Genomic DNA, 22,182 nt, shown 5'->3' with positions numbered 1-22,182 from the left:
CCGTTCAGACGCGACACGCTCTAGAAGTCCTGCAACTCGCAGGAACTCTGTTCGAAGAAGCGCGACACGATCGGCTTCCAGCTGCTGTCGGGAACGAAGGCACGGATGACGAAGATGCCTTCCTCGACCGGCGCTTCGACGAAGATCGCCCCCTGAAGATCCTCTGGAAGGTCCTTGCGCACGTCGATCATCTGCGCCGGCGTCAGCACCACGGCATCCAGAACGCCGCCGGTCGCTGTGTGGTCGTTGAAGGAATAGATGTTGTGGCCGCTGCGATCATAGACCGACACCGACCAGAACGGGACATGTCCAGGTGCCTTGACGCGGACCAAACCTTCGCCCAGGTCGAACCGGCACGCCGTTGCATAAAACAGCGGGTCGACGGATTTCACCACGGGCGCCCCACCGGCCTCGGCATCGAGCCGCGTCATCTTGTAGAGATCCGAAGCCATGGACAGCCGCGACCAGGCGTCGCGTTCGGAAAATTCAGGCACCAGAAGCAGCACGGCGATGTGCACAATGCCGGCGCCGAGCAGGCCGAGCAGGACGGCATGCAAAAGTCTGCGCATCGCCGCATAAAAACTACGCATCGCAGCCGACCTTGACGATACGCGGCAGCGAGACGTCCGACAGGCCCGTGCTGCTGGCGATTGGCGTGTCGTAGAAGGTCAGCACGAAATACATCCTGCCGAAGCCGTCTGTCAGCAGCCAATTGCCGGGCATCGGGTGATGGCCGGCGGAAATGATCACCGAATTGTCGGGCTGGCGCACCACCCCGTAGGATTGCAGCGCCGCCAGCCGGGATTTGCCGGTCTCGACCACGCTGAGCGACTGGTCGGCGGCGTAGAGCGTCCAGAACCGCGCCGTCGGAAATCCGCCCTCGATGGTGTAGGTGCATTCGCGCTTGAGCTCGGCGCCGCCCGTGTCTCGCTCGGCGACGAAGGACAGCCCCTCGGCACGGCCGAGTGCAAGCACGCCCTCGCGCGCCACGCGAGCCTTGGAATAAGGATCGGCGGACGGCGTGCCGATATCGGGAAAGGCTGTCCATTGACCGATCCGGATGGCGCCGACGCCATCCTGGACTTTCAGCGCATACCAGACGCTGCCGCCACCGCCGATGATGGCTATGGCAAGCGAAAGCAACGTCAGGAAGGCAGTTTTGAGCATGAAGGGCCGGGGACACCGAAGAGTTGCCGCTCGGGGATATCGCGGCGCAGGGCCTTGTGGCAAGCGGGCCGATGTAGAATTGCAGCCGCCTCTTCCTTCTCCCCCTGCGGGAGATGGTGGCCGAGCGAAGCTCGGTCGGATGAGGGGTGTTCCAGGCGCGCCATCACAGCGCCGACAGCGTCTCCGGCGGTTGAGGCGTATTGAGGACGGGCGCCGACTGGAACAGGTTGGTCATGTCCCGCAGCGTCTGCGTCGTGCGGCTGGACAGCACCGGCGGCCGTTCGGCGGCTGCATCGGCCACCGCCTGCGCGTCGCTCTTCTTCTGTGCTTCCTCGGCCTTGGCAGCGATCTCCTCGTCGATGAAGGGCTTGTCGATGCCCGGGATCGGCTTGAGGTCGATGTTCTGGTGCGCATAGACCATCAGGCGCTGCCATACCATCGCAGGCAGCGAGCCGCCGGTCATGTTCTTGGTCGGCGTGAAATCGTCATTGCCCATCCATACCGCCGCCGTGTAGTTGCCGGTGAAGCCGACAAACCAGGCGTCGCGGTAGGATTGCGTCGTGCCCGTCTTGCCGGCGACGACGATGTTGGGAAGTTGGGCCCGCCGCGCCGTGCCCATCACCGGTACTGCCGCCAGCATGGTGTTCATCGATTTCAGCGCCTGCTCCGACAACACCCGGTGTGGCGGCGGCGCATCCTTGGCGAAATCATAAACCACCTCGCCGGTGCGGGTGACGAGTTGGCTGATGCCGTGCCGGAAGCCGACGAAACCGTTGTCGGCGAACACGCTGTAGCCCGTCGCCTGGTCCATCACCGTCATGCCCGAGGTGCCTAGCACCATCGTCTTGTGCGCTTCGAGCGGCGATTCCACGCCCATCGCCTCGGCCATGGCCTTGATCGGCCCGATGCCAAGGTGATCCTTGGCCAGCCGAACCGGCACGGTGTTGATCGATTTGGCCATAGCCATGATCAGAGTTACATTGCCCGCCGATCCGCCGCTGTAATTGTGCGGCGACCAGGACCCCCAGCTGATCGGGCCGCCGGAGATGATGGAGTTGGGCGTGAAGCCGTGTTCCATCGCCGTTGCATAGACATAGGGTTTGAATGACGAGCCGGTCTGGCGCAGCGCCTTGGTGGCGCGGTTGAACTGGCTGGCGCCATAGTCGCGGCCGCCAACGATGGCGCGCACGGCGCCGTTGGTCTCGATGACGACGACGGCACCTTCGGTGACGTTGTACTCCTTGCCGAACTGGCGCAGGTGGAACTCCACCGATTCTTCCGCTGCCTTCTGGATGTTCGCGTCGAAGGTGGTGTGGGCAACAAGCGAGTGCTGGCCCGGTTTGGCGATCTTCTTGACCTCGTCGAATGCCCAGTCGAGGTAATAGTCCGGACTTTTCTGCTCGCCGCGGTCGACGACGTCGGCCGGATGCAGCCTTGCCTGCAGAACCTGCCCCTCGGTCATGAAGCCGGAATCGACAAGGTTGGACAGCACCACATTGGCGCGTGCGCGCGCTGCCGGCAGGTTGATGTGCGGCGCATATTTGGTGGGCGCCTTGAACAGCCCGGCCAGCATCGCCGCCTCGGCGAGGTTCAGATCCTTGACGCTCTTGCCGAAATAGAAATCGGCGGCCGCCTCGATGCCGAACGTACCGCCGCCCATGTAGGCTCGATCGAGATAGAGCTGCAGGATTTCCTTCTTCGACAGATTGGCCTCGAGCCACAGCGACAGGAAGGCTTCCTTGATCTTGCGCTCTAGCGTGCGCTCATTGGTGAGGAACAGGTTCTTGGCCAGCTGCTGGGTTATGCTCGAGCCGCCCTGAACGACGGAATTGGCCCGCACATTCTCGAAGATGGCGCGGGAAAGGCCGAGCACATCGATGCCGTAGTGATCGAAGAAGCGGCGATCCTCGGTAGCAAGCACCGCCTTGATGACGTGATCGGGCATCTCGTCGACCGGCACGGAATCGCGCTGGATGATGCCGCGCTGGCCGATCTCGTTGCCATAGCGGTCGAGGAAGGTGACGGCGAAGTCGCCCTGGGCGCGCCAGTCGCCGGCCGTATCCTGGAAAGCCGGAATGGCCAGCGCCAGCATCACCACGATGCCGCCGGCGCCGAGCGTAAAACCTTCGCTCAACACTTCGATGATGCCACGGCGCCAGCCGTTGACGCGGAAGCGCCGCGAGAAGATCGTCGCCGATTCCCAGAACTGGCGCGCCTTGAAGCCGATCTCGTAGAGCGAGGAATCGATCCACGCGTCGAGCGCCAGCAGCCGGGCGGCGATCGGACCTCTTCTCTTGCGCGGTTCGGGACTGGCCATTCGGAATCCGGCTAGCAATTGCACGACCTGAGTACCGCAAACCGGCAATTTCAGGGCGATGCATTCCGCAAGACTATTCCTCCATTTTTCCAGCACTCACAAGGGCAGCGAAGACACAGTATCGGGTTTGTTGCTGAGGGGCGAGCCGGCTCAGGCCGGTTCGCGCTTCAGCGCCTGCGCCATGCAGTGGATGCCGCCGCCGGTCTTCGAAATCTCGCTCATGTCGACGGCCGCGACCTCGAAACCGCGGGCCTTGAGCTGGCCGATCAGCGACTGGCTGGAGGTCGGCGCGATCACGCGGTCCTTGCCCAGCGACATGAAGTTGCAGCCGAGCGCCATCGTGTCCTGGAACGGCACGTCGATGATCTCGTGGCCTTTGCCCTTCAGCCAGTCGACAATGCCGGGCTCGGTGCAGGCAAGGCAGACGGCGGTCAGTTTTTCGGCGATCGGCACCACCATCAGGTCGATATGGACGTAATATTCGTCGATGAAAGCGATGCGGGTTTCCCAGCCTTCCTTGTCGAACCAGGCCTGCACCTGGCGCGCACCTTCCTCCTGCGTGCGCGCGCCGCCGCAGCCGATCAGCACGACACCATCCTCGATGACGTTGAAGTCGCCGCCCTCGAAGGTGCCCGCCGTGACCATGTCGTAGATCGGGATGCCGAGTTTTTCATAGGTGCGGATCGCGGCATAGTTCTCGCCGCGCCGCCACCAGTTGGCCATGGCGGTGATGAAGGCGCCGTAGGGCGTCATGACGCTGGAATCGCGGGAATAGACCTGCATCGGCAGCTCGGGCGTCGGCTCGTGCCAGTGGATGTTGACGCCGAAATGCTCGTAGGCGGCGACCAGGTCCTTGTGCTGTGCCTGCGCGATCTGCACGTTGCAGGGCGCCTCGCGCAGGTGCTTGCGCGACAGCGAGCTGGTCGACAGATGCCGCAGGAAATTGGGCGAACCGAGCAGGACGTCGGTCAGCACGTCGGTCTCGTTGGCAAAACCCCAGGCGGTCAGCGGCTTGGTGCCGCCGGCGGGGTTGCGGCGCTGCAGCGAAAACGGCTCGGCGACAATGCGGTCATGAACGGTCATGGGATGCTCCTCGTGAGGTGACTTGGGGGTGTCTGATTGCTCGGTATCCACCAGTCGCGTCCACGCGGGGTGGTGACATATTCTGGCCAGCGAAACCCGATCGGCGGCTCGTAGTCGCAAAGCGGCGCGATCCAGTTCGAACCGCCAATGCCGCCGCCGGTGCGGTTAACGAACTCGTCCATCGCCGCTTCGCGGGCAGTCTGGTCTTCCAGCAGGCGAAGGGCGGCGAGCGCGATCGTGCGGGAGGCGCAGGCCACCATCGGGTCGATCGTGGCCGAAATACCGCCCAGCGCATTCATCACCCAGGCTGGATAGGGATAGCCGGTCTCCGAACGCAGCGCCGGGCGGGCGACATAGAAGCGCGCCGTCGGCGTGTGCCAGCTCATGTCGGTGTAATCGTCGGAGGTCGAATTGACCTGCGAGGGCGGCAGGTCGCGGCGCAGGATCGCTTCCGCCGCCTGCGGCTCGATCAGGCGCTCCAGTTCTTCGATGAACGGCTCGTCGCTCGCCATGCGCCCGGCATTGACCTGTATTTCGCGCGCGACTGCCTTGGCGTCTTCGTCCCAGCGCGGCGGCCCGACCGTCGACAGCGCTTCATAGGCGATCTCGGCCATGGCATGATTGGCAAGTCCCGGTCGCGACTTCGACACCCAATGCCGCTCGGTGCGGCAACCACTCATCGCTGCCGCCGCCTCGGCATTGCGGTCGAGCACCGCGGTGACCTGCTCGGCCATGGCAAGCGTCGGCACGCGGATCATGTACTGGATCTCGGCCAGCCCCGCCGGCAAATTGTCGGCGGTCGCTTGCCCCGCCGTCAGGATCGCCTCGCTGATCGACCAGCCGCCCTGGTGAGGCAGCATGGAATCGCGCAGAGCCTTGGAGGCCATGTACATCATCATCAATGCGTCGTTGGCGCCGGGCGCGCGCGCCGCCGAATGTGCTTGCGGAATGGGTGCAGCGCCCGCAGCCAGCGCCCAGCGCTCCGGTTGGTCGCAGATGAAGCGATAGATCATCGCGTAGGCCGCGCCGCAATGCGTGTCCCAGCGCGCCGTGTTGCAGAGCGGCAGCATGTAGAACGGATGAAAGGAGATCATGCCGGCAAGGCCGTCATAATAGCCCTTGGCGGCATGGATCGGCTTTGACCCACGCACCTTTTCCGCCGGCTCGCCGGTGAAGCGCAGCGTGCCTGATATGCCGTGGCGCTGCATCGCGGCCTTGGTCGCCAGCAGCCCGCCGAGGCTCGAAATACCCAGCCCGGAATGCGGGTCGGTGTGGCCGCCGGCCTGGTTGCCAAGTCCCCGGCGCGGACGCTCGACCGTAGCGGCATCCTGGCAATTGCCCGGCACCGCGTCGTATTCGGCGTACATGCCGATGGTCGGGCCGGGGCCGTTGGTCCAATGCGCGCAGAAGGCGGTCGGCATGCCGCCGGAGCCTTCTTCGACGGAAAAGCCTTCGAGTTTCAGTCGCTCGACATACCAGGCGGCGGATTGATATTCCCGCCACGCGGTCTCGCCGTAATCGAAGATGATGCGTGTCCACGCGGACAACAACGGCTGGATGCCGTCGAGACAGGCAAGGGCGGTTGCTTGCGCCGAGGTGGCCACCGGTTTCTCCATGGCATGAGAAGAAAGCAGTGAAGCGGTTCGCTAAAAAGTGATATGTTTTCCCGGTTCGTGCAAATTCGGTTCACCTGAGGCTCCTTGCGTATACCATCCACACAAGCGCTGCGTGCGCTCGACAGCTTCGCCCGCCATGGCAGCGTCTGGCGCGCCGCCGACGAGTTGCACCTGACCCGCAGCGCCGTGAGCCATCAGCTTCGTCTGCTGGAGCGCGATCTCGGCTTCGACCTGCTCGAACGCATCGGCAAGGGCGTGGCGCTGACGCCGCGCGGCCAGCGCTACGCCAGCGACGTGCGCAAGGCGCTCACCGTTTTGGGCGATGCGGTGACGCGGGACGCCGGCACCGGCGTCGGCGGCTCGTTCGCCGTCAGTTGCACGCCCGGCTTCGCCTCGCTGTTCTTGTGCACCCATATCGGCGAGTTCCGGCAGATGTATCCTGACGTGGCGCTGCGCATCCTGACGCCGCGCCGGCTCGACGATGTCAGCAACGCAGATGCCGATGCCTTCATTGCGTTTGGTGTCGGCAATTGGCCGAACCGGGCGGTCGAGCCGCTCTGCGAAATCTCGTTCACGCCGCTCTGCAGCCCGACGCTGCTCAACAAGGTCGGCGGGTTTTCCCGGCCGTCGGACGTGCTGCGCGCCAACCTGCTGCATCTCGACGACACCGAGGATTGGGCGCGCTGGCTGGCGCTGTCCAAGGTGGAAAACCCCGACATTGAGGGCGGCATCTTCTTTTCCGACATGAACCTGGTCTTTTCGGCGGCGATTGCCGGGCAAGGCATCGCCATGGGCGACGAACTGACCAGCCGGCGGGCGCTGAGCGAGGGCCGGCTGGTCAGGCCGTTCGACATCGCGATCAAGTCGCCGCGCTCCTATTTCCTGGTCTCCGAACACGCCAAGGCCTCGCATCCGGTGCTGGAAGCGTTCGCGGGATGGCTGCGGTCGAAACTCCAGGAGAACCGCATTCTGCCGTATTGAGGGCAAGGCGGCGCCATCTCGCCATAGATGAATGGAATTTGCCGATCACGCGAAAACTATTCGGTTGCGGTGAGCCGGCACCCTGCCTACGATTTCGACAAGCGTTAGGGAAAGGGCAGTATGCAGCAACCCGGCCGTGCCGCAGAGATCAAGGCAATCGGGATCGGCAAGAGCTTCGGCTCGTTCCGTGCGCTGGACAATCTGTCGCTCAATATCGGCCGTGGCGAGTTCCTGACCCTGCTCGGGCCGTCGGGTTCGGGCAAGACCACCTTCCTGATGATCCTTGCGGGCTTCGTGCAGCCGACCGAGGGCAAGCTGTTCAGCGACGGCGTCGACATCACCGACCGACCGGCGGAGCAACGGGCCGCCGGCATGGTGTTCCAGGGCTACGCGCTGTTCCCGCATATGAGCGTCGAAGCCAACATCGCCTTCCCACTCAAGGTGCGCAAGAAACCGGCCGCCGACATCAAGCGCCGTGTCGGCGAGATGATCGAGCGCGTCGGTCTCAAGGGCCACGAGAAGAAACTGCCGGCGCAACTGTCGGGCGGCCAGCAGCAGCGCGTGGCGCTGGCCCGTGCGCTGGTGTTCGAACCTGGCGTGCTGTTGCTCGATGAGCCGTTCTCGGCGCTCGACAAGAGCCTGCGCGGCCAGATGCAGGCCGAGATGAAGCGGCTGCACCAGGAAACCGGAACCACTTTCGTCTTCGTCACCCACGACCAGAGCGAGGCGCTGGCGCTGTCGTCGCGCGTTGCCATCTTCAACCACGGCAAACTGCTGCAGGTCGGAGCGCCCGACGAAGTCTACGACCGGCCGGACAACCGCTTCGTCGCCGAGTTCCTCGGCGAAATCAACATGCTGCCGCTGAAGGGCGTCAAGCCTGCCGGCAATGGCTCGACCGGCCTGTGCGAAGACCGCGCGGTCAGCATGGGCTGCAAGGCCGAACTCGTGCGCGGCGATGCCATCCTGGCGATCCGGCCCGAATACATGTCGATATCGGTCGAGGCGGCGGATGGCGAGAATGGCATCGCCGCTACCGCCACCAACTCCACCTATCTCGGCGCTGCAACGCGGCTCGACCTGACGACACGGCAAGGCGCCAAGGTTACCGTCTCGGTGCCGAACGAGGTGGCGGCCGCAGCGCTCAGCAAGGGCAATTCCGTCTGGCTCACCTGGCCGGCGGAAAAGGGTTTCCTCCTTCCGCATGGAGGGCAATGACGACGGTGTGGCGAGATGTCGCTCCACCGCTTTCCGGCACTATCAACAACAAAAAAGGGGAACTGACATGACACATGACACCAAAAAACAAGCCGTCGAGAGCCTGTCCGCCAGGGCAGGTCGCGGCGAGATCTCGCGCCGGCAGTTCACACAGCTGGCGGCACTCGTGCTGGCCGGCACGCCGATGCTGCTGCGCTCGACAGGTGCCTTTGCGCAGGCCAAGGAACTGGTGCTGGTCAACTGGGGTGGCGATGCCATCACCGCCTATGATGCCGCCTATGGCCAGGCCTTCACCAAGGACACCGGCATCGCCGTCAAAATGGACGGTTCGGGTCCGACTGAAGGCGCCATCGCCGCGCAGTTCAAGAGCGGCGCGCCGACCTGGGATCTCGTCGACGTGGACCCCTTCTCGGCCATCACGCTCGGCGCCCAAGGGGCTCTCGAGCCGATCGATTACAACATCGTCGACAAGAAGAAGATGCGGCCCGGCTTTGGTTGGGAATACGCCGCCTCGACCTATTTCTTCTCCTATGTCATCGCCTATGATTCCGAGAAGTACGGCAAGGACGCGCCGACCGGCATGGCCGATTTCTTCGACGTGAAGAAATTCCCCGGCAAGCGCTCGCTCTACAAATGGGGCGTATCGAGCTGGGAAGCAGCACTTCTGGCCGACGGCATCGCGCCGGCGTCGCTCTACCCGCTCGACCTCAAGCGCGCCCATGACAAGATCGCCGCGTTCAAGGAAAACGTCGTTGCCTATTGGGGTGGCGGCGCCGAAAGCCAGAGCGTGCTGCTCAATGGCGAGGCCTCGATGGCGATCGTCTGGTCGACGCGCGCTTCGCTGATCGAGCAGGATTCGGGCGGCAAGATCAAGTTCATCTGGGACCAGGGGCTGATCTCGCCCGGTGCGCTGGCCGTGCTCAAGAACAACCCCGGCGGCAAGGACGCTGCGATGAAGTTCATCGCCAGTGCCCAGGACCCTGAAAAGCAGTTGGTCATGTTCGACAAGCTCGGCCAAGGTCCTGCAAACCCGGCTGCCGACGCGCTGATCACGGCCGACAAGAAGCGCATCAACCCGGTTGATCCCGAGAACATGAAGAAGCAGATCGCGCTCGACATGGACTGGTACGCCAAGAACTACGGGCCGGCGCTCGACGAATACACCAAGATCATCTCGGCCTGATCAGGGCCGGGGTAATCGGGTCAATGAGATCCTATCTCTCCGACAGGATGGGCGCGGCGCTGTTGATGGCGCCGCTGCTCCTGTTTCTTGTCCTGGCCTATGCCTGGCCGTTCCTTGGCGTCGTCAAATGGAGTTTTACGCTGCCGACGCCCGGCCTCGGCCAATATGAGGCGCTGCTCACCGACGATCTGGTGCAGTCGGTGTTCATCCGCACGCTGCGCATCGCGGCGGTCGTTACTGTGGTCTCGGTGGCCGCTGCCTACGCCATCACCGTCGTCTGGGTGCGTGGAACCCCGGCACAGCGCCTGATCGCCGAGTTCTGCATTCTCGTTCCCTTCTGGATTTCCGTGCTGACCCGTGCCTTCGGCTGGGTGGCGCTGCTCTCCAATCGCGGCCTGATCAACACGTGGCTGCAGGCGATCGGCTTCATCTCCGAACCGCTGGCGTTGGTGCGCAACGAATTCGGCGTCATCGTCGGCATGACGCACTTCCTCATTCCTTTCGCCGTTTTTCCGCTGGCATCGGCCATGCGCAGCCTCGACGACCGCGTGCTCCTGGCGGCGCGCGGGCTCGGCTCCAGCCGCATGCGCACCTTCTGGACGGTGTTCGTGCCGATGACGCGCTCCGGCATCATAGGCGCGGCGATGATCGTTTTCGTCTTCTCGCTCGGCTTCTTCGTCACGCCAGCGATCCTTGGTGGCGGCCGGAGCGTCATGATTGCCGAGCTGATCTACCTCAGGATATTCCAGAGCCCGGACTGGGGGCTGGGTGCAGCGATCAGCGTCGTGCTGGTGCTGTTCGTCGGCGCGCTGATGGCGCTCTTGTTCCGATATGTCAGACCGAAGCAGTTGATCTGATGCCGACCTACCGCCCCGGTCCCGTCTCGCTGATCATCGCCGCCTTCGTGGCGCTGTTCCTGCTGATGCCGCTGCTCGCCGTCATCCCGGTGTCGCTGACGCCGAGCCGCATGCTGGCGATGCCGTCGGGCGAACTGTCGCTGCGCCACTACCGGGCGCTGATCGAAGACCCGCGCTGGCTCCAATCGATTCTGCTCTCGATCCGCATCGGTGTCGTCAGCAGCGCCTTTTCAACTGTGCTGGCGCTGTGCTTCAGCCTTGGCGTCTGGATGTTCCAGCCGCGCTTCACCGCGGCCCTGGTCGGCTTCGTGCTGCTGCCGATGGTGGTGCCGCCGGTGGTCTCGGCGATCACGCTCTACTTCTTGCTCACCTCGATCTCGGGCTTCAGCGCGTTCTTCGGCTACGACACCTGGCTGGGCGTCGCCATGGCCCATTCGGTGATGACCGTGCCCTTCGCCACGGTGCTGATGCTGGTCTCTCTCAGCCAGCTCGACCGCCGCATCGACCTTGCCGCGCGGGGCTTAGGGGCCACTGTGTGGGAGCGCGCCACCCGCATCATCATGCCCAACATCAAGTTCGGCATCGTCACCGCCGCACTTCTCTCCTTCGTGCTGTCCTGGGAAGAAATCGGCGTCACTTTGTTCATCACCTCTGTCAACGCCATCACGCTGCCGCGGCTCATGTGGATGGGCTTGCGCGACAACATCGACCCGGCGATCGCGGCATTGTCGGTGATCCTGATCATCATCACCGTGCTGGTGCTGGCGGTGCGCAGTTTCGTGGCCAGGCAGCGCGGAGCCTAGACAAACCTCACCGAGACGCGGCCAAACCTGCCTAGATCGCCGATGACTTCGTCGCCTGCCTCGACGCTTATCGGTGTCACGCAGGTGCCGGTAATCACCACCTGTCCCGGCTGGAGCGCTATGCCCAAGCCCGACAGTTCATTGACGATCCAGGTAAGCGCGATGCGAGGATCGCCCAATACGGCTGCTCCCGATCCGCTATGTTGCGACCTTCCGGAAACGGACGCGATCACGGGGTGCTTTGCAAGATCCACGTCGTGCCAGTCGTCTTCCGCCGCCTCGCCGATGACAAACAGATTGGCGCAGGCATTGTCCGCAATGAGCTGCGGCGCCCCGACGGCGCAGAAATCGTCATACCGTGAGTCCGGGATTTCGATCGCCGGGTGCAAGCTCGCCACGGCTTCCATCGCCTCGGCGATTTCATAGGGTGCCGGACGAGGCGGCAGCTCGCGGCCGAAACGGAAAGCGAACTCGATCTCGGCCACGCGCATCTTGCTCGTCGCCAGGGAAACGGTCCCGCCGATCTCCACCGCTTTCTCGGCCAGGAGACGTCCGGCCATGGGGCCGTCGACATTGATGTGCCTTTGTCCCGCCAGACTGGTCGCGGCAATCTTCCAGCCGAAAAGCGGAGCCGCCGAGCGATCCATGACATGCGACTGGACAGCGTAACCTTCGAGCCGTGTTTGTGGGCGCAACGCCTCGGGTATGGCGTCGAGACGGGTGCCCTTGTCCCAGTGGCCTACCAACAACCGCGACGCAGCCCTGGTCTTTTCTGCATCGAGCATCATCAGCTTCCGAAATTGCTTCGCGGATCAAAAACGGCAAGGAAACATTGCGTCATGCGACGCTGTATGGAGCGAGAATATGTGACCAGGAATCGAGAGTCCATGTTCACGGCGTGGTGCCCGCGACGGTGGTCTTGGCAAAGCCGCCCTTTCGAGATCATCGGCATCCATCATTCCGATGACGAATCGCCATCGCCTCTGCGCGTCGAATGGCTATATCTGTCAGAACACGCAGAACGCGGACAGCTTCCGAAAAGCAACAGTCGGCAGCGCAGGAACCGGAGGAAAAGACGATGACCGCGCCAGGCGATTTACAGCAGGCACTGGTTCTCAGGCTGAAAAGCGATCCATCGCTGTCGGCCTTGCTGGGCGGCGCCGGACTGCTCGAACGGCCAGCCGACAACGCCGCTTTTCCGTACGTGACCTGCGGCCATACCTCCGCTTTCGACTGGGATACGGGCATCGAGAACACCGACGATCAGTTGATTACGCTGCATGTCTGGTCGAAAGCCCATGGTGATGCCGAAACGCTAGCCATCATGGCCGCCATCCAGGCGCGCCTTGCCGACGCAGCATTGGTGATCGGCCCTCGCGGCCAGACACGACTGTCGCTGGAGTTCGCCGAGGCCCGCCATGACGAGGATCTACTCGTCCATCATGGGCTGCTGCGTTTTCGCGCGATGACGCAGGAAAATGCCTGATGCGCTTTCAATATGGTCAAAACGGAGTCTAGACTGGACTTTCGCGGGATTTCGCCTGTTCGAGGCGGTGAAATTCCAGGTTGACTGTCTCGCGTTGCAGGGGTGTGGCGAGGATGTTTTCAGCGGCGTTCACCGTTCATTTCACGTTCAGCACCGATGCGTTACAACGCCGGTCATGAAAACGCTTCGCTCCCACTTCCGAACCGCGACACTGGCGCTTTGTGCTGCCGGGCTGTTTGCGTCGCAGGCGATGGCGATGCCGGTCATCGCGCCGCCCGACCTGGCCAGTCCGATCGTACTGGCGGCCTCCGATTGCTACGCCATCGGCCAACAGGTGGCCGAGCAGAATGGCGGAACGCTGGCCAAGGCCTCGCAATCGACGCGCGGCGGTCAGCCTGTCTGTGTCATCGTCGTGCTCGTTCCGGGCAAGGACGGACAACGTCCGCGCCGTTCCGAGATCGTCGTTCCGCTGAACTGATCCAATCAACCTTAGGCCACGTTTCCCAGGCCGCCGGAATCGGCCTATATCTGCCCCAGTTTTCAATCCTACAAAGCTCTTCCATCCGACAAAGCTCTTCAACAGGTATCGAACTCCGCATGCGTGTACTGGTCGTCGAAGATGACAAGGATCTCAATCGGCAGATATCGGATGCGCTGGTCGATGCCGGCTATGTCGTCGACCGCGCCTTCGACGGCGAGGAAGGCCATTTCCTCGGCGACACCGAGCCCTATGACGCGGTCGTGCTCGATATCGGCCTGCCGCAGATGGACGGCATCAGCGTGGTCGAGCGCTGGCGACGCGGCGGCCGCAAGATGCCGGTGCTGATCCTGACGGCGCGCGACCGCTGGAGCGACAAGGTTTCCGGCATCGATGCCGGCGCCGACGACTACGTCACCAAGCCGTTCCACATCGAGGAGGTGCTGGCGAGGCTGCGGGCTCTGATCCGGCGCGCTGCCGGCCATGCCTCGTCCGAGCTGACCTGCGGACCGCTGCGCCTCGACACCAAGGCCTCCAAGGCCGATGTCGGCGGCGTGCCGCTGAAGCTGACGTCGCACGAATTCCGCCTGCTTGCCTATCTGATGCACCATATGGGCGAGGTCGTCTCGCGGACCGAACTGGTCGAGCATCTCTACGATCAGGATTTCGACCGCGATTCCAACACCATCGAGGTGTTTGTCGGGCGGCTGCGCAAGAAGATGGGCATCGACATGATCGAAACCGTGCGCGGCATGGGCTACCGCATGCGTGAGCCGGAGGCGTAACTCGGAACCGCTCAAACCAACCGCAAAGACGCCGCTTTCGCTGCGTTTGTGGCCGCGTTCGCTGACGTTCCGCGTCATCGCCTTTTCCACGGTCTGGGCGATCGTGACGCTCGTTGTCATCTTCACCTTGATCACCACCCTATACCGCCAGGCCAGCGAGCGCGGCTTCGACAGCCTGCTTTCGGCGCATCTGTTCAACCTGATCGGTTCGATCGGCATCTCCGACAGCGGTGCGCTGACCGGCGCGCCAGATCTCGGCGACCTCCGGTTCTCGGAGCCGAATTCGGGCTGGTACTGGTCGGTTGAGCCCGCTTCGGAAGGCGTGCATGGCGATCTCCATTCGTCGTCGATGACCACGACGATCCCGTCACCGAGCGTTGCCGAGGTGCCGTTCAACGCGAGCTTCCAGCGCAGCTACGCAGCCGAAGGCATCGACGGCGAGCAACTCGAAGTGTTCGAGAGCGAATTCGTCCTCGACGCCAAGAACCGCGCCGCGCGTTTCCGCGTCATGGGCAACCAGAGCGAACTCGAACAGGAAATCGCCACCTTTCAGCGTCGCCTGCTGACCTATCTCAGCCTGTTCGGCGTCGGCATGATCGCCATCAACGCGATCGCAATCCTGCTCGGCCTGCAGCCGCTGCGCCGGGTCAGGAACGCGCTCGCCATGGTGCGCGAAGGCACCGCCCAGAGGCTCGACGGCCGCTTCCCGGCCGAGATCGAACCGCTTGCCAACGAAACCAATGCGCTGATCGAAAACAACAGGCGCATCGTCGAGCGGTCGCGAACACAGGTCGGCAATCTCGCCCATTCGCTGAAGACGCCGCTGGCGGTACTGCTCAACGAGGGCCGCGCGCTCGGCGGCGCCAAGGGGCAGTTGATCGCCGAACAGGCGGCTTCCATGCAGAAGCAGGTCGAACACTATCTCCAGCGCGCCCGCGTCGCGGCACAACGCGACAGCGTCGTCTACCGCACGCCGGTGACGCCGCTGGTGCAGCGCATGGTGCGGGTTCTGCGGAAGCTCAATCCGCAGACAAATCTGTCGCTGTCGCTGCCGGCGGGCGAGATCGTCTTCGCCGGCGAGCGCGAGGACCTTGAGGAACTGCTGGGCAATCTCCTTGAAAACGCGATGAAATGGGCAAAGAGCGCGGTGCAGGTCTCGATCGTGCCCTTGACCGGCAAGGACGACCCGGCCGGCCTGTTCGAGATCGGCATAGAGGATGACGGTCCGGGCATTCCCGAGGACAAGGCGCGCGAGGCGCTGAAGCGCGGACGGCGTCTGGACGAGACAAAGCCCGGAACAGGTCTGGGCCTGGCCATTGTCGCAGACCTCGTCAACGAGTATGGAGGCGTTCTGGCGCTCGAACGGTCCGGTATGGGCGGATTGAAGGCGGTGGTGCGATTGCGGAGCCTTCAGTGATGTTCACCAGAGCCGATCGACATAGAGGGGCGGGAGATGTTGTTGGCGGCATGTCCATTGGTCCCGCAGCGGCCAGCGGCCAAATTTCCGACAAATATCAATACTATGGCCACGCCGACTTCTCGATGACGCGGCCCCCGGCGCATCCATGGCAGGCTCCAACTCAAGAAAACCGGTTGTTGGCATGAAGATTCGCGTCGCGCTTGTTTCCGCATTGCTGGCTGTTTCCGGCTGCACCACCTTGAGCGGCAAGGGTCCAACCGTGGCAGCGACACCGGCCTCGACACCTCCTTCCAGCGGCAAGGTGACCACGACGATCATTTCGGCGATGGGCGGCGGCCTCATCAGCGGGGCGATCGGCAACGGCCTCAGCGAGACCGAGAAGCGCAGCGCGCTCGAGGCTGAGTACAAAGCGCTGGAATACACGACCAGCGGCCAGAAGGTGACGTGGAAAGGCGCCCAGGCTTCGCGCTACGGCGAGGTGGTTCCGGCCCAGCCCTACCGCGTCGGTTCGCAGGACTGCCGCCAGTACACGCAGACGGTGTTTTCCGGCGGCGCCGGAGTCACGGCGCGCGGAACCGCTTGCCGCAACGCCGATGGCAGCTGGACGCCGCTGACCTGACGACCGTCTGCCGACGATTGGCGGCTGGCGTCGTCAAAGCGTCGCAGCATGCATCTGTTGGCACGGCAGAGCTCTGCCGTTATTGGAAGAACCATGCTGTTCTGGGTCATAGCCGCCATTCTCACGCTGGGTGCAAGCCTGGCGGTGCTGTTGCCGCTGGCCGCCAGCGCGAAGGGCGCGTCGTCGAGCGGCGAACATGATCTCGAAGTCTATCGCGACCAACTGTCCGAGCTTGACCGCGACGCCGCGCGTGGCTTGATCCAGCCGGCCGAAGCGGCCGAAGCCCGCGCCGAGATCGCTCGCCGCATCCTTCGCCTTGACAATGCGGGTACCGCCGGCGGCGCAAACGCGGGCCGAGCGCCGGCCACCGCAAGGCTGGTAGCGACCGTAGCCGTGCTGGCGGTGCCGCTGGTCAGTTGGGGGCTCTATGTCAAGCTTGGCTCTCCCGACCTGCCGTCACAACCGCTCAGCGAGCGGTTGGCCAAGAATCCCGCCGACAGTTCGGTCGACGAACTGGTGGCGCGGGCCGAAGCCCATCTGGCCGCCAATCCCACCGATGGCAGGGGCTGGGACGTGCTTGCACCGGTCTATCTGCGCATGCAGCGCTTTTCCGACGCGGCGGATGCCTATCGCAACGCCATTCGGCTTGATGGCGACAGCGCCGTTCGCCAGGCCGGTCTCGGAGAGGCGATCGCCGGCGCGGCAGGCGGCATTGTCTCGGCCGATGCCCAGGATGCTTTCGAGGCAGCCCTGAAGCTCGATCCGGCCAATGCGAAGGCCAGTTTCTACCTGGCCATGGCGTTGGCGCAGGAGGGTCGCGCCAAGGAAGCGAGCACGGCATGGCAGGCGATGCTGGGCAGATTGCCGCCGGACTCGCCATGGCGCGGTGCCGTCGAGCAGGCGCTGGCCAAGTCCGGTAACCCCGAAGTGGCTTCCGGCGGCGCCGCCAACGGCCCCGATGCCGGCGATATCGACGCCGCATCCTCGATGTCGCCGCAGGATCGGGAAGCCATGATCAACACCATGGTTGCCGGCCTTGACGACAAACTGCGGCAAAATCCGCACGACCCGGAAGGATGGATGCGGCTCGTTCGTTCCTATGTCGTGCTTGGCAAGGCCGATCAGGCGCGTGAGGCGCTCGGTCGCGCCATTGCCGTCTTTGGGGCCGACAGTGACCAGGCGAAGAAGTTCACCGCCTTTGCCGCTTCGCTTGGGCTTGCGGCGACGGAGTAGAACAAGACATGACGCGCAAGCAGAAACGATTGTCGGTGATCGCGGGCGGCCTGGTCTTCCTGGGTGCCGCGACCGGGCTGACTTTCTACGCGCTTGGCCAGAAGGCCTCCTATTTCTACATGCCGGCCGATCTCACCACGGCAAGCGTCCAGCCTGGCCAGCGCATCCGGTTGGGTGGATTGGTCGAAAAAGGCACGATCCAGCGCGGGCAGGGGGCCACGGTCGGCTTTTCGGTCACCGACACGCACAAATCGGTCAAGGTCACCTACACCGGCATCCTGCCCGACCTTTTCCGCGAAGAGCAGGGCGTCATCACCGAGGGTAGTTTCGGCCCGGACGGGGTTTTTGTTGCCGATAGCGTGCTGGCCAAGCATGATGAGCGCTATATGCCCAAGGAGGTTGCGGACGGCCTCAAGGCCAAGGGCGTGTGGCAGGAGAGCAAGAGTGAATAGCTCCGGCAGGAGAGCGACAGTGGATCACGGGCATGGTTGAAACCGGACATTTCGCCCTCGTCCTGGCGTTTGCGCTTTCGCTGGTGCAGACGCTCGTGCCGCTGTTTGGCGCACGCCTGAACAACCAGCGCCTGATGGCCGTCGGCGGTCCGGTCGCGGTGACCGGCTTCGCCTTGACGGCGCTGTCTTTCGCAGCGCTGGCGAGTGCCTATGCGAGCTCCGATTTCTCGGTGGCAAGCGTGTGGGAAAACTCGCATTCCTTGCAGCCGTTGATCTACAAGATCACCGGATCCTGGGGCAATCATGAAGGCTCGATGCTGCTTTGGGTGTTGATCCTGACCTTCTTCGGCGCACTCGTCGCCGCTTTCGGCTCCAACCTGCCGGCGACGCTGCGCGCCAATGTGCTTGCGGTGCAAGGCGCCATCGGCGCCGCCTTCTTCCTGTTCATTCTGGCGACGTCCAATCCGTTCATCCGGCTCAATCCGGCGCCGATCGAAGGCCGCGATCTCAACCCGATCCTGCAGGATCTCGGCCTCGCCATCCACCCGCCATTCCTCTATCTCGGCTATGTCGGCTTCTCGATCTGTTTTTCCTTCTCGGTCGCCGCTCTCATCGAAGGCCGCATCGACGCGTCCTGGGCGCGCTGGGTGCGGCCGTGGACGCTGGTCGCCTGGATGTTCCTGACCGGCGGCATCGCCATGGGATCGTACTGGGCCTACTATGAACTTGGCTGGGGCGGTTTCTGGTTCTGGGATCCAGTCGAGAACGCGTCTTTCATGCCGTGGCTGGCGGGCACCGCGCTGCTCCATTCGGCCATTGTCATGGAAAAGCGCTCGGCGCTGAAGATCTGGACGCTGCTGCTCGCCATCCTGACCTTTTCGCTGTCGCTGCTCGGCACCTTCCTCGTGCGTTCGGGCGTGCTGACCTCGGTGCACGCCTTTGCCACCGATCCGACCCGGGGCGTGTTTATCCTGTGCATCCTGACGCTGTTTATCGGCGGCTCGCTGGCGCTGTTTGCGCTGCGCGCTTCCCGGTTGACGACCGGCGGCCTGTTCCACCCGATTTCCCGAGAAGGGGCACTCGTCCTCAACAATCTGTTCCTGACCACGGCGACGGCGACCGTGCTTGTCGGCACACTCTATCCGCTCGCTGTCGAAGCCTTTTCAGCCGACAAGATCTCGGTCGGCGCGCCGTTCTTCAATCTCACCTTCGGGCCGCTGATGGTGCCGCTGCTGCTCGTGGTTCCGTTCGGGCCGTTGCTGGCCTGGAAGCGCGGCGATGTTTTCGCCGTCGCGCAGCGCCTGATGGTGGCCTTTGCAGCGGCGCTGCTGGCGACGCTGGTCACCGCTCTGTTCATCGACGGCGCCTCGGTGTTCGCAGCCCTGGGCGTAGGCCTTGCCGTCTGGCTGATCCTTGGCGCGCTCACCGATCTCGCCGTCAAATCCGGCTTTCGGACCGTCGCAACGGGGATCATGGTCCGGCGCTTGCTCGGCTTGCCGCGCTCGGTCTTCGGCACAGCCTTCGCTCACCTCGGCCTCGGCCTGACCACGCTCGGCATCGTCGGCACACTTTGCTTCGGCACCGAGAAGATCCTGTCGATGCATGCCGGCGAGACCGTCGAACTGTCCGGCCATACGCTGCGTTTCGTCGGGCTTTATCCGGCCCAGGGACCGAATTACAGCGAGGATCGCGGCCGCTTCGAGCTGATCGGCGTCAGCGGCAGCCCTGTTGGCGAAATCAGCTCCGCCAAGCGGTTTTATCCGGCGCGGCAGATGACGACGACGGAATCCGGCATCAGGACGATCGGTTTCTCGCAGCTCTACATCTCGCTCGGCGACGAGGGCAAAGACGGTTCGGTCGTCGTGCGTTTGTGGTGGAAGCCGCTGGTGACGTTGATCTGGGGCGGTGGCCTGATGATGATGGCGGGCGCGGCGATGTCGCTGATGGACCGGCGCCTGCGCGTCGGCGCGCCGTCGCGACGGCGCAAGCAGGCGAGCGTGGTGCCATCCGCGACCCTGCCATGAACGCACGGCTTTCGCTGACCTCCATTATCCTGCTGCTGGCGCTGTTTTTTGCCGGCACGGCCTTGGCGGTGAAGCCTGACGAGATGCTGCCTGATCCTGCACTTGAGGCGCGGGCTCGGGCGCTTTCGGAAGGCTTGCGCTGCATGGTCTGCCAGAACCAGTCGATCGACGAATCCGATGCCGACCTTGCCCGCGACCTGCGCGTCCTCGTGCGTCAGCGCCTCGTCGCCGGCGACACTGACCAGCAGGTCATGGACTACGTGGTTTCGCGCTATGGCGAGTTCGTGCTGCTCAAGCCGCGTTTCGACCTGCGCAATGCATTGCTGTGGGGCACGCCTGTCCTGCTGTTGCTGGTGGGAGGCGTTTTCATCGTGCTGACCGCGCGGTCGCGTCGCTCGACGGCAACCAATGCGCTGACCACTGAGGAACAGGCGGCGCTGGACAAGATACTAGGCAATTAGCTCGGCCATTCCTCCGAGGGCCAGTCCCGCGACGTGTGAATGACGCGCAGGATAACGACGCACTGACGGCCAGCGATCGGGCGCAACTCATAAGCAATGATGTACGGCAGGCGGCCGATGAACGTCTCATATGTGCCTGTTACCCGGCCTGGCCGGCCCGTCGCCATATCACCAAGGCCTCGGCCCATTTCACGAATACGATCCGCCAGGCGTGCTTGCTGTCATTTATGAAAGCCTTGTGCTGAGTTGTGTACAAGATAGCGCATAGGGCATCGCGGCCAACGGGTTTGTGCGTCTCCCGACCCCAAAACATTACCAAAGTTTCATGTGTCGGAAATGGCGCTGTAATGTGCGCCACTCTAATTCTCTTGCTTGAGGATGCCCATCAGCAGCGTCCATTTGGAAAGAGGATACGAGATCCATGAATATTGCCCCCCGTTCATATTCCGTCACCCGCAAGCGTCTCATGGCTGCCGTCGCGTCTGTCGCCGTGGCCGGTGCGATCGGCGTCGGTGCGCTGACCAGCGGAACCAGCCCTGTTCTGGCCGATGCCGTGCGCGTCGAGGCGCCGCAGGTACCGGGCTTCGCCGATGTCGTCGAGCGGGTTTCTCCCGCTGTTGTCAGCGTCAAGGTCAAGGCCAAGATCAGCCCGGCCGCCGATGACGGCTCCGACCCGTCCGACGATCAGGATGGCATGAACAACCTGCCCAACAATCCGCAACTGCGCCGCTTCTTCAAGGAATTCCGCGGCTTTGGTGATCAGGACGGCCAGGGTGGCGGCAACAGGCGCTTCAGCCATCGCGACCGCAACAACGACCAGCCGCGGCCGGTTGCACAAGGTTCCGGCTTCTTCATCTCGGATGACGGCTATCTCGTCACCAACAACCACGTCGTTTCGGAAGGCTCGGCCTTCACCGTGGTGATGAATGACGGCAAGGAACTCGACGCCAAGCTGATCGGCACCGACCCGCGCACCGATCTCGCCGTGCTCAAGGTCGATGGCGTCGGCAAGTTTACCTATGTCGACTTCGCCGATGACTCCAAGGTTCGCGTCGGCGACTGGGTGGTGGCCGTCGGCAATCCGTTCGGCCTTGGTGGCACCGTCACCGCCGGCATCGTCTCCGCCCGCGGCCGCGACATCGGCGCTGGCCCTTATGACGACTTCATCCAGATCGACGCATCGGTCAACCGCGGCAATTCTGGCGGCCCGACCTTCAACCTCAACGGCCAGGTCGTCGGCATCAACACCGCGATCTTCTCGCCGTCCGGCGGCAGCGTCGGCATCGCCTTCGACATTCCCGCTTCGACCGCCAAGCAGGTCGTTCAGGACCTGATGAAGAGCGGTTCCGTTCAGCGCGGCTGGCTCGGTGTCGAAATCCAGCCGGTCACCTCCGACATCGCTGAGTCGCTTGGTCTGAAGTCCAACAACGGCGCACTGGTTTCCAGTGCCCAGGACGATGGTCCCGGCAAGAAGGCGGGCATCACGGCCGGTGACGTGATCACCCAGGTCAACGGCAAGGACGTCGCTTCGCCGAAGGAACTGGCACGGCTGATCGGCGCCTACTCGCCTGGCAAGTCGGTTGACGTCACCGTGTGGCGCGACGGCAAGAGCCAGACGGTCAAGGTCGATCTCGGCAAACTGCCCTCGAGCGACAAGCAGGCCTCTGTCGACCAGTCGCAGCCTGCCGCTCCGGCAAAGCCCGACACGCTGGCCGATCTCGGCCTGACCGTCACCAAGTCCGAAAACGGCAAGGGGCTGGTGGTGACCGACGTCGATCCCGACAGCGATGCCGCCGATCGCGGCATCCAGCCGGGCGACGTCATCACATCGGTCAATTCGACCGAAGTGAACGGCACCGACGACGTCACCAAGGCGATGACCGAAGCGGTCAAATCCGGCCGCAAGGCGGTGCTGATGCAGATCACCCGCGACGACACCAATCGTTTCGTCGCGCTGCCCGTCGCCAAGGGCTGAGGTCGGCCCCGGAGCGTTCTCTCGGCC

At 63.7% G+C, this 22,182-nt stretch carries 21 protein-coding genes and 1 pseudogene; 15 read left to right on the top strand and 7 right to left on the bottom strand.

Features of this window, described 5'->3' with window-relative positions:
• Positions 1–20: 20 nt before the first annotated feature.
• The 5 genes from M729_RS0122995 to M729_RS0122975 all read right to left on the bottom strand — a co-directional run bounded on the left by M729_RS0122995 (position 21) and on the right by M729_RS0122975 (position 6,183).
• A complete protein-coding gene (locus M729_RS0122995; RefSeq protein ID WP_027162981.1) occupies positions 21–590 on the bottom strand; it encodes a DUF1254 domain-containing protein in 570 nt (189 codons plus the stop codon).
• Positions 583–1,167 (bottom strand): DUF1214 domain-containing protein, encoded by a 585-nt coding sequence (locus tag M729_RS0122990; protein ID WP_013532651.1) that lies wholly within the window; start codon positions 1,165–1,167, stop codon positions 583–585. Before M729_RS0122990 ends, M729_RS0122995 begins: the two co-directional genes overlap by 8 nt.
• Positions 1,168–1,330: 163 nt before the next feature.
• Complete coding sequence (locus tag M729_RS0122985) at positions 1,331–3,484, bottom strand: penicillin-binding protein 1A (protein ID WP_027162980.1); 2,154 nt, start codon at positions 3,482–3,484, stop codon at positions 1,331–1,333.
• A 150-nt stretch (positions 3,485–3,634) separates the two neighbouring features.
• Positions 3,635–4,567 (bottom strand): dimethylarginine dimethylaminohydrolase family protein, encoded by a 933-nt coding sequence (locus M729_RS0122980; RefSeq protein ID WP_013532649.1) that lies wholly within the window; start codon positions 4,565–4,567, stop codon positions 3,635–3,637.
• A complete protein-coding gene (locus M729_RS0122975; protein ID WP_027162979.1) occupies positions 4,564–6,183 on the bottom strand; it encodes a peptidase M20 in 1,620 nt (539 codons plus the stop codon). Before M729_RS0122975 ends, M729_RS0122980 begins: the two co-directional genes overlap by 4 nt.
• 84 nt (positions 6,184–6,267) lie before the next feature.
• Between M729_RS0122975 and M729_RS0122970 the strand changes: the two genes are divergently transcribed.
• From M729_RS0122970 to M729_RS0122950, 5 genes are all read left to right on the top strand, one after another.
• Positions 6,268–7,164 (top strand): LysR substrate-binding domain-containing protein, encoded by an 897-nt coding sequence (locus M729_RS0122970; RefSeq protein ID WP_013532647.1) that lies wholly within the window; start codon positions 6,268–6,270, stop codon positions 7,162–7,164.
• Positions 7,165–7,284: 120 nt separating this feature from the next.
• Positions 7,285–8,379 carry an ABC transporter ATP-binding protein gene (locus tag M729_RS0122965; RefSeq protein WP_027162978.1) on the top strand — a complete coding sequence of 365 codons (1,095 nt, stop codon included), beginning with the start codon at positions 7,285–7,287 and terminating at the stop codon, positions 8,377–8,379.
• Between the two features lie 67 nt (positions 8,380–8,446).
• Entirely contained in the window at positions 8,447–9,562 is a 1,116-nt protein-coding gene (locus tag M729_RS0122960; RefSeq protein ID WP_027162977.1) for an ABC transporter substrate-binding protein, read from the top strand.
• Positions 9,563–9,585: 23 nt separating this feature from the next.
• On the top strand, positions 9,586–10,419 hold the full coding sequence (locus M729_RS0122955; RefSeq protein WP_013532644.1) for an ABC transporter permease: 834 nt from the start codon (positions 9,586–9,588) through the stop codon (positions 10,417–10,419).
• Complete coding sequence (locus M729_RS0122950; RefSeq protein WP_027162976.1) at positions 10,419–11,222, top strand: ABC transporter permease; 804 nt, start codon at positions 10,419–10,421, stop codon at positions 11,220–11,222. Before M729_RS0122955 ends, M729_RS0122950 begins: the two co-directional genes overlap by 1 nt.
• Here M729_RS0122950 and M729_RS0122945 read toward each other — a convergent pair.
• Positions 11,219–12,007, bottom strand: coding sequence for a fumarylacetoacetate hydrolase family protein (locus tag M729_RS0122945; RefSeq protein WP_027162975.1), 789 nt, complete (start codon positions 12,005–12,007; stop codon positions 11,219–11,221). The two genes, M729_RS0122950 and M729_RS0122945, sit on opposite strands and share 4 nt — an antisense overlap.
• A gap of 293 nt (positions 12,008–12,300) precedes the next feature.
• On the opposite strand from M729_RS0122945, the gene M729_RS0122940 reads away from it, so the two are divergent.
• The 9 genes from M729_RS0122940 to M729_RS0122900 all read left to right on the top strand — a co-directional run bounded on the left by M729_RS0122940 (position 12,301) and on the right by M729_RS0122900 (position 20,180).
• Positions 12,301–12,708: a DUF3168 domain-containing protein gene (locus tag M729_RS0122940; protein WP_027162974.1), complete on the top strand. Its 408-nt coding sequence runs from the start codon at positions 12,301–12,303 to the stop codon at positions 12,706–12,708.
• Between the two features lie 175 nt (positions 12,709–12,883).
• Positions 12,884–13,186 (top strand): hypothetical protein, encoded by a 303-nt coding sequence (locus M729_RS0122935; RefSeq protein WP_013532640.1) that lies wholly within the window; start codon positions 12,884–12,886, stop codon positions 13,184–13,186.
• Between the two features lie 119 nt (positions 13,187–13,305).
• The gene (locus M729_RS0122930; protein WP_013532639.1) at positions 13,306–13,971 is read left to right on the top strand and encodes a response regulator transcription factor; all 666 of its coding nucleotides are present in this window, start codon (positions 13,306–13,308) and stop codon (positions 13,969–13,971) included.
• On the top strand, positions 13,955–15,388 hold the full coding sequence (locus tag M729_RS0122925) for an ATP-binding protein (RefSeq protein WP_027162973.1): 1,434 nt from the start codon (positions 13,955–13,957) through the stop codon (positions 15,386–15,388). The genes M729_RS0122930 and M729_RS0122925 overlap by 17 nt, the downstream gene beginning before the upstream one ends.
• 184 nt (positions 15,389–15,572) lie before the next feature.
• Positions 15,573–16,010: a hypothetical protein gene (locus M729_RS0122920; protein WP_013532637.1), complete on the top strand. Its 438-nt coding sequence runs from the start codon at positions 15,573–15,575 to the stop codon at positions 16,008–16,010.
• A 93-nt stretch (positions 16,011–16,103) separates the two neighbouring features.
• Positions 16,104–17,243, top strand: a complete 1,140-nt coding sequence (gene ccmI / locus M729_RS0122915) for a c-type cytochrome biogenesis protein CcmI (RefSeq protein WP_027162972.1) — start codon at positions 16,104–16,106, stop codon at positions 17,241–17,243.
• 8 nt (positions 17,244–17,251) lie between these two features.
• Positions 17,252–17,695 (top strand): cytochrome c maturation protein CcmE, encoded by a 444-nt coding sequence (gene ccmE / locus M729_RS0122910; protein ID WP_013532635.1) that lies wholly within the window; start codon positions 17,252–17,254, stop codon positions 17,693–17,695.
• Positions 17,696–17,727: 32 nt separating this feature from the next.
• Positions 17,728–19,719 (top strand): heme lyase CcmF/NrfE family subunit, encoded by a 1,992-nt coding sequence (locus tag M729_RS0122905; RefSeq protein ID WP_027162971.1) that lies wholly within the window; start codon positions 17,728–17,730, stop codon positions 19,717–19,719.
• Positions 19,716–20,180, top strand: a complete 465-nt coding sequence (locus M729_RS0122900; protein WP_013532633.1) for a cytochrome c-type biogenesis protein — start codon at positions 19,716–19,718, stop codon at positions 20,178–20,180. The genes M729_RS0122905 and M729_RS0122900 overlap by 4 nt, the downstream gene beginning before the upstream one ends.
• Here the strand turns inward: M729_RS0122900 and M729_RS1000000137545 are convergent.
• Positions 20,177–20,395: pseudogene (locus tag M729_RS1000000137545) on the bottom strand (type II toxin-antitoxin system RelE/ParE family toxin); the annotation flags it as partial. The gene M729_RS0122900 and the pseudogene M729_RS1000000137545 overlap by 4 nt on opposite strands.
• A gap of 206 nt (positions 20,396–20,601) precedes the next feature.
• On the opposite strand from M729_RS1000000137545, the gene M729_RS0122890 reads away from it, so the two are divergent.
• A complete protein-coding gene (locus tag M729_RS0122890; RefSeq protein WP_013532632.1) occupies positions 20,602–22,155 on the top strand; it encodes a Do family serine endopeptidase in 1,554 nt (517 codons plus the stop codon).
• Positions 22,156–22,182 lie beyond the last annotated feature (27 nt).

Origin of the sequence: Mesorhizobium sp. WSM1293, from assembly GCF_000513875.1 — a bacterium.
GTDB classification, from domain to species: Bacteria; Pseudomonadota; Alphaproteobacteria; order Rhizobiales; family Rhizobiaceae; genus Mesorhizobium; species Mesorhizobium ciceri.
This window is presented reverse-complemented; position numbering and strand designations above follow the sequence as displayed.

Bases quoted from the DNA above. Each gene is read 5' to 3' on its own strand.
- M729_RS0122975 (WP_027162979.1), bottom strand. From the start codon at position 6,183: ATGGAGAAACCGGTGGCCACCTCGGCGCAAGCAACCGCCCTTGCCTGT.
- M729_RS0122985 (WP_027162980.1), bottom strand. From the start codon at position 3,484: ATGGCCAGTCCCGAACCGCGCAAGAGAAGAGGTCCGATCGCCGCCCGG.
- M729_RS0122980 (WP_013532649.1), bottom strand. From the start codon at position 4,567: ATGACCGTTCATGACCGCATTGTCGCCGAGCCGTTTTCGCTGCAGCGC.
- M729_RS0122890 (WP_013532632.1), top strand. From the start codon at position 20,602: ATGAATATTGCCCCCCGTTCATATTCCGTCACCCGCAAGCGTCTCATG.
- M729_RS0122995 (WP_027162981.1), bottom strand. From the start codon at position 590: ATGCGTAGTTTTTATGCGGCGATGCGCAGACTTTTGCATGCCGTCCTG.
- M729_RS0122940 (WP_027162974.1), top strand. From the start codon at position 12,301: ATGACCGCGCCAGGCGATTTACAGCAGGCACTGGTTCTCAGGCTGAAA.
- M729_RS0122955 (WP_013532644.1), top strand. From the start codon at position 9,586: ATGAGATCCTATCTCTCCGACAGGATGGGCGCGGCGCTGTTGATGGCG.
- ccmI (WP_027162972.1), top strand. From the start codon at position 16,104: ATGCTGTTCTGGGTCATAGCCGCCATTCTCACGCTGGGTGCAAGCCTG.
- M729_RS0122900 (WP_013532633.1), top strand. From the start codon at position 19,716: ATGAACGCACGGCTTTCGCTGACCTCCATTATCCTGCTGCTGGCGCTG.
- M729_RS0122965 (WP_027162978.1), top strand. From the start codon at position 7,285: ATGCAGCAACCCGGCCGTGCCGCAGAGATCAAGGCAATCGGGATCGGC.
- M729_RS0122920 (WP_013532637.1), top strand. From the start codon at position 15,573: ATGAAGATTCGCGTCGCGCTTGTTTCCGCATTGCTGGCTGTTTCCGGC.
- M729_RS0122960 (WP_027162977.1), top strand. From the start codon at position 8,447: ATGACACATGACACCAAAAAACAAGCCGTCGAGAGCCTGTCCGCCAGG.
- ccmE (WP_013532635.1), top strand. From the start codon at position 17,252: ATGACGCGCAAGCAGAAACGATTGTCGGTGATCGCGGGCGGCCTGGTC.
- M729_RS0122930 (WP_013532639.1), top strand. From the start codon at position 13,306: ATGCGTGTACTGGTCGTCGAAGATGACAAGGATCTCAATCGGCAGATA.
- M729_RS0122990 (WP_013532651.1), bottom strand. From the start codon at position 1,167: ATGCTCAAAACTGCCTTCCTGACGTTGCTTTCGCTTGCCATAGCCATC.
- M729_RS0122935 (WP_013532640.1), top strand. From the start codon at position 12,884: ATGAAAACGCTTCGCTCCCACTTCCGAACCGCGACACTGGCGCTTTGT.
- M729_RS0122905 (WP_027162971.1), top strand. From the start codon at position 17,728: ATGGTTGAAACCGGACATTTCGCCCTCGTCCTGGCGTTTGCGCTTTCG.
- M729_RS0122950 (WP_027162976.1), top strand. From the start codon at position 10,419: ATGCCGACCTACCGCCCCGGTCCCGTCTCGCTGATCATCGCCGCCTTC.
- M729_RS0122945 (WP_027162975.1), bottom strand. From the start codon at position 12,007: ATGCTCGATGCAGAAAAGACCAGGGCTGCGTCGCGGTTGTTGGTAGGC.